A 6,242-nucleotide genomic window follows, 5' to 3' on the forward strand; every position below is an offset into this window, starting at 1 on the left:
TGAGCGAGGTGACGACCTTCGAGATGCTCGCGATCTCCTGCGGGGTCGAGGTCGACGCGAGCCCGGAGCCGATGCCCTGCACGCCCACCGCTCCGGCGCCGACCGCGGGCCACGGGACCGCCGCGGCCGGGGCCGCCGCTCCCGTGAGCGTCGCCGGAGTGACGGTCGGGGGGATCGCGCTGAGAGGCCAGACGAGCGCGGCGATCACATACGCCGCCACGGCGGCCACGGCCGTCACGATCGGCGCGATGACGGCGACCTTCGGCCGGCGGCGGCGTCGGCGGGGTGCCGCGATGAGATCGACGTCACCCACGGGCGCCTCGGTGACCGGCGCGGAGCCGATGGTGAGCTCTCGCCCGCGGGTACGTGCAGCCACCTGCGCCGGCGAGACCCAGGTGAGCGCCTCGATGTGCGGTTCCTCGACGATGACCGGCACGATGCTGGGAACGGCGAGCCCGTCGCGCGGGACGGTGGGCAGCGCGGTGGCCTCGGGGGCGAGCGGCCCGTCGAGAAGGATCGGGATGTCGCCGGTCTCGGCGGTCGCGACCTCGATCTCGCCGGTGGAGCCCTGCTGGCGTCGAGCGCGCCGAGAACCGGGCGGCGGAGTCGAGGTCATCCCACGAAAATAGCGCGTCTGCGTGGCTATACTCGCGATGTCAACCACGGGAGTCCGGTGTGCCGGGCTGAGAGGAAGCGGATCGCGCTTCGACCGTCGAACCTGATCTGGGTCATGCCAGCGCAGGAAGGGAGTATTTCGTGCATTCCACCATTGCATCCACCACCGGTGTGCGTCTGCGTTGGCGGGTCGTCGACATCGTCGTGGCCAGCGTCATCGGCGTCGCGGCGGGCGTCGTCTTCTGGGCCTGGGGACAGGCGTGGACCCCGCTGAGCACCGCACTGGCGTTCCTGCCGGGTCTCGAGGGACTTCTCGCCGGCGGCTGGCTGTTCGCCGGCGTGCTGGGCGGTCTCGTGATCCGCAAGCCCGGCGCCGCGCTCTATGCCGAGGTCGTCGCCGCCGTCGTCTCGATGGCGGTCGGCACCCAGTGGGGCTACACCGTCCTGATCTGGGGCATCGTGCAGGGCATCGGAGCGGAGCTCGCGTTCGCGATCGTGCGCTACCGCCGCTGGAACCTGCCGGTCGCCCTCTTCTCCGGCGCGCTCGCGGGAGTCGCGGTCGCGTTCATGGACACGACGTTCTCGTCGGTCGCCGCCTACGACCTGGGCCCCCGCACGATCTACGCCGTCTCGGCGGTGATCTCGGGCATCGTGCTCGCCGGACTCGTGTCGTGGCTGATCGTGCGCGGCCTCGCCGCGACCGGTGCCCTCGACCGGTTCGCCGCCGGACGCGAGGTGCGCGGCACCGCCTCCGACGCGTGAGCGCTGCGGCCGTCCGCGCCCGGGGGTGGGGCTGGCGCCACGCCGGACGCGGACGGTTCGCCGTCGACGGGCTCGACCTCGACATCGCCCCCGGCGAACGGGTGCTGCTGCTGGGCGCGAGCGGCGCCGGCAAGAGCACGCTGCTGCGCGGCCTCGCGGGTGTCCTCGGCGGCGACGAGGACGGCGAGGAGCGCGGCGAACTGACCGTCGGCGACCGGCCGGCATCACGCGCCCGCGGCGTCGCCGGTCTCGTGCTGCAGGACCCCGACAGTCAGGTCGTGCTCGCCCGGGTGGGCGACGACGTCGCGTTCGGCTGCGAGAACCTGGGGGTCGCTGCCGACGAGATCTGGCCGCGCGTCGGCGACGCGCTCGACGCGGTCGGGCTGCGCGTGGGGCTCGAGCACGCGACATCCGCTCTCTCGGGTGGCCAGAAGCAGCGTCTCGCGCTGGCGGGGGCGCTCGCGATGCGCCCGGGGTTGCTGCTCCTCGATGAGCCGACCGCGAACCTCGATCCCGCCGGCGTCGTCGAGGTGCGCGACGCGGTGATCGCCGCGGTCGCCGCGACGGGGGCGACCCTGGTCGTCGTCGAGCATCGCGTCGACGTGTGGGCGGCGCACGTCGACCGGGTCGTCGTGCTGGCGGCCGGCGGTGGCGTGCTCGCCGACGGCGCGCCCGACACGGTGTTCCGCACCCATGGCGACGTGCTCGCCGAGACAGGGGTGTGGGTTCCGGGGCGGCATCCCCATCCGGCGCTGACCGCGGCGGCGGATGCCGCGTCCCCCGCGCTGCTGTCGACGCACGGCCTCGCCGTGGGTCGGCGTCCGTTCGGGGCGCGCGAGGCGGTCGTGGCGGCGTCGGGCATCGCGCTCGCCGCCCGGGCCGGACGCGTGCTGGCCGTGACGGGCCCGAACGGCGTCGGCAAGTCGACGCTGGCGCTGACCGTCGCGGGGCTGCTCGCCCCCGCGGCCGGTGCCGTGGTGGCCTCCGACGAGCTGCGCGCCGCGGGCCGGGCGACGATCGGCCCCGATCCGCTGCGTTGGCGCTCGCGGGAGCTGCTCACCCGTATCGGCACCGTCTTCCAGAGCCCCGACCACCAGCTCGCCGCCCGCACCGTGCGCGGTGAGCTCGAGATCGGCCCGCGCGCCCTGCGGCTGCCCCCGGCAGAGGTCGCCGCCCGCGTGGACCCGCTGCTGGAGGAGATGGGGATGTCGCGTCTCGCCGCCGTGAACCCGTTCACCCTCTCCGGCGGCGAGAAGCGGCGGCTCACGGTCGCCGCCGCCCTCGCGACCCGCCCCCGCGTGCTCGTCCTCGACGAGCCGACCTTCGGGCAGGACGCCCGCACCTGGGAGCAGCTCGTGCGGCTGCTCGGCGACCTGCGTGCCGCGGGCACCGCGATCGTCACCGTCACCCACGACGAGGCCCTCGTCGCGCAGCTCGCCGACGATGTGGTGGCGCTCGGGGCCGCGGCATCCGCCCCCGGAGGTGTCGGATGAGCCTCGCCACCCTCGACGAGCGCACCGGGGTGCTCGGCCGTCGCAACGCCCTCGCGAAGCTCGTCGCCGCGACCGTCGTCGGGGTGCCGCTGCTGCTGTCGATCGATCCGGTGTCGGCCGCGGTGGCGCTCGCCGCCGTGCTCGTGCTGCTGCCGTTCGCCCGGCTGTCGGCGCGCGGCCTGTGGCTGCGGCTGTGGCCGATCGTGGTGTCGGCCCTGATGGCCGCGGCCGCCACGGTGCTGTACGGTCGCGCCGGCGGCGAGACCTACCTGCAGTGGGGACTCGTGCACGTCTCCGACGGGTCGCTGCTGCTGGCGGCCGCCATCGCACTGCGCGTGCTCGCGATCGCGGTGCCGAGTGTCGTGCTGTTCGCGACCACCGACCCCACCGATCTCGCCGACGCACTCGCCCAGCTCGCGAAGCTTCCGGCCCGGTTCGTCATCGGCGCGCTCGCGGGCATGCGGCTCGTGGGCCTGCTCATCGACGACTGGAACGAGCTCGCCCGTGCACGTCGCGCGCGAGGGATCGCCGACAACGGGCGGGTGCGCCGCTTCCTCGGTCAGGCGTTCGCGGTGTTCGTGCTGGCGATCCGGCGGGGTTCCGATCTCGCGACGGCGATGGAGGCGCGCGGCTTCGACGCGCCCGTCACCCGCACGTGGGCGCGCACGTCGCGGCTGACGGCGGGCGACGCGGTGCTGGTGCTGCTGGGGCTCGCGGTGGCCGCGGCATCCGTCGGCATCGCCCTCGTCACCGGATCGTGGCGGTTCGTGCTGACCCTCTGAGCCGTCAGGGGGCGTCGACGGTCGCCGAGAGCCGCCGCGCGACGGTCTCCTCCACGACGAGATCGGTGATGATCCCGGCGCGCAGTGCGCCGCGCAGTGCATCGAGCTTCGACTCGCTCGACACGACGCACAGGCGATGCGGGATGCGCTTGACGGCTTCGAAGTCGGGGCCGCTCGAGCGACCGTTCAGAGGGATGCCGTCGGGGGTGCCGTCGCCGCGGTAGAACACCGTCGCGCAGTCGCCCACCACGTCGTAGCGCGCGAGGGTGTGCATGTCGTCGGCGGTGAAGTAGCCGCCGGCGTAGACGTGGGAGGGGACGTCGGCCTTGGGGGAGCCGAGGCCGAACACGAACAGCCCGACCCGCGCCTGCACGTCGAGCACGGAGCGCACCGAGCGCTCCCGCCACATCGCCTGCTTGGTCATGGGGTCGTCGAAGAGGGCGGGAACGGGGAAGTAGTGCACCCGCGCATCGAACGCGCGCCCGAAGCGGTCCAGGATCTCCCCGGCGTAGCCGATGCCGGATGTCTCGACGTTCGCCGCCCCGTTCATCTGCACGACGTGGCTGTTGTGCAGCGCCTTGCGCGGCAGGTTGCGGGCGATGGCTGAGAGGGTGGCGCCCCAGGCGGCGCCGATGACCATGTTCGAGTCGGCCATCATCGCGAGGATCCGCGCCGCCGACATCGCGGTGCGTTCGAGCCGCTCGGCCTCGGTCACCCGTGGCCGGGTGGGCACGACGTGCACGGTGACGCCATAGCGCTCGCCGAGCCGCTGGGTCAGGTGGCTCGCAGTCTCCTGTGGGGAGTGCACGGTGATCTCGACGAGTCCGCTCTCGCGCGCGTACGCGAGCAGGCGCGAGATGGAGGAGCGCGAGATCTTCATCTCGTTCGCGATCGCGTCCATGTTGCGGTCCTGCAGGTAATAGAGCTGTGCGGCCCGCAGGGCGTCGCGCGAGCGCGTGGCGTTCGCATCCTCTGACATTGCGACCATCCTCTTCGCACGAATGTGCAGTCGATTCCCCGGGATGCACATTCTTGCACTTTGGTTGCACGAACGTGCGAACGGGTCCACTCTGAGGGTGTCTGTCAATGAGGAGTTTCACCGTGAGCGTGTCAGAGCCGACCCCCCTACGTTCGTCCGTCGCCGCCCTTCGCGAGCGCCCGACGGCAGACGTGCTCATCATCGGTGGCGGGATCAACGGTCTCGCCACGTTCCGCGACCTGGCCCTGCAGGGCGTGGATGTCGCGCTCGTCGAGCGTGGCGACTTCGTCTCGGGTGCCTCGTCCGCATCGAGCCACATGGTGCACGGTGGCGTGCGCTACCTCGAGAACGGCGAGTTCCGCCTCGTGAAGGAGGCCGTCACCGAGCGCAACCGCCTGCTGAAGACGGCGCCCCACTACGTGCGGCCGCTGCAGACCACCATCCCGATCTTCCGCACCTTCGCGGGCATCCTCTCCGCCCCCTTCCGTCTGCTCGTCACGCACGGCACCGGCAAGCCCAGCGAGCGCGGCGCCCTGCTGATCAAGGTCGGGCTCATGATCTACGACACCTTCTCCCGCGACGGCGGTACGGTGCCACGTCACCGCTTCGCCCGCCGCGCGTCGTCGCTGCGCGAGTTCCCCGACATGAACCCCGACGTCGCCTACACCGCGACCTACTACGACGCCTCGATGCACGACCCCGAGCGTCTGGCGTACGACGTGTTGCAGGACGGCCGTGAGGTCGGCGGCGACCGTGCACGGGCGGCGAACTATCTCGAAGCCGCCGCCTCCGACGGCTCGTCGGTCGTGCTGCGCGACACCGTCTCGGGCGAGCGCTTCTCCTTCACCGCCAAGGTCATCGTCAACACGAGCGGCCCCTGGACCGACCTCACCAACGACGCCCTCGGCACCCCGACCCGCTTCATGGGAGGGACGAAGGGCTCGCACATCGTGCTCGACAACCCCGAGCTGCTCGCGGCCACCCGGGGCAACGAGATCTTCTTCGAGCACTCCGACGGTCGCATCGTGCTGATCTACCCGCTCAAGGACCGCGTGATGGTCGGCACCACCGACATCAACGCAGACCCGAGCAAGCCCGTGGTGTGCACCGACGACGAGGTGGACTACTTCTTCGACCTCGTCGGTCACGTCTTCCCCGGCATCGCGGTCGACCGCTCGCAGATCGTCTACACGTTCTCCGGCATCCGCCCGCTCCCGCGTCACGACGACCTCGCCCCCGGCTTCGTCTCCCGTGACTACCGCATCGAGAAGGGCGCCCTGGGCGGCACCCCGGTGCTCAGCCTCGTCGGCGGCAAGTGGACGACCTTCCGTGCGCTGTCCGAGCACGTGAGCACGGATGTCACCACCATCCTCGGCGTCACGCGCACCGCCTCCACCGCCACCCTGCAGATCGGCGGCGGCAAGGGCTATCCCCGATCCGACGGAGAGCGCCGCTCGTGGGTCATCGACCACGCGGCAGGGCACGACGCGGCCTTCGTCGACCGCATGCTCGAGCGCTACGGCACCAAGGCCGCGCCGCTGCTCGCGGCACTTCCGGTCGGCGAGGCCGACCTGGGTCAGGTTCCCGGCTACACCGCTTCCGAGCTCGCGC

General features: G+C 72.2%; 5 protein-coding genes, 1 pseudogene and 1 riboswitch. Of the genes and pseudogenes, 4 read left to right on the forward strand and 2 right to left on the reverse strand.

Going from position 1 to position 6,242, the window contains the following annotated elements:
* Positions 1 to 616, reverse strand: a pseudogene (locus ASG00_RS15460) (hypothetical protein); the annotation flags it as partial.
* A gap of 36 nt (positions 617 to 652) precedes the next feature.
* A riboswitch (TPP riboswitch) is annotated at positions 653 to 762 on the forward strand.
* Here ASG00_RS15460 and ASG00_RS11590 point away from each other — a divergent pair.
* From ASG00_RS11590 to ASG00_RS11600, 3 genes are all read left to right on the forward strand, one after another.
* Positions 757 to 1,377, forward strand: a complete 621-nt coding sequence (locus ASG00_RS11590) for an ECF transporter S component (protein ID WP_056209746.1) — start codon at positions 757 to 759, stop codon at positions 1,375 to 1,377. It overlaps the preceding riboswitch by 6 nt.
* A complete protein-coding gene (locus ASG00_RS11595; protein ID WP_156454805.1) occupies positions 1,374 to 2,870 on the forward strand; it encodes an ABC transporter ATP-binding protein in 1,497 nt (498 codons plus the stop codon). Before ASG00_RS11590 ends, ASG00_RS11595 begins: the two co-directional genes overlap by 4 nt.
* Positions 2,867 to 3,652, forward strand: a complete 786-nt coding sequence (locus tag ASG00_RS11600) for an energy-coupling factor transporter transmembrane component T family protein (protein ID WP_056209751.1) — start codon at positions 2,867 to 2,869, stop codon at positions 3,650 to 3,652. The genes ASG00_RS11595 and ASG00_RS11600 overlap by 4 nt, the downstream gene beginning before the upstream one ends.
* 4 nt (positions 3,653 to 3,656) lie before the next feature.
* Here the strand turns inward: ASG00_RS11600 and ASG00_RS11605 are convergent, their stop codons facing one another.
* Positions 3,657 to 4,631 (reverse strand): sugar-binding transcriptional regulator, encoded by a 975-nt coding sequence (locus ASG00_RS11605; RefSeq protein WP_235557469.1) that lies wholly within the window; start codon positions 4,629 to 4,631, stop codon positions 3,657 to 3,659.
* A gap of 128 nt (positions 4,632 to 4,759) precedes the next feature.
* Here ASG00_RS11605 and ASG00_RS11610 point away from each other — a divergent pair.
* A partial coding sequence (locus ASG00_RS11610) for an FAD-dependent oxidoreductase (RefSeq protein WP_442922652.1) occupies positions 4,760 to 6,242 on the forward strand: 1,483 nt, incomplete at its 3' end.

Source organism: Microbacterium sp. Leaf351 (assembly GCF_001423825.1).
GTDB classification, from domain to species: Bacteria; Actinomycetota; Actinomycetes; order Actinomycetales; family Microbacteriaceae; genus Microbacterium; species Microbacterium ginsengisoli.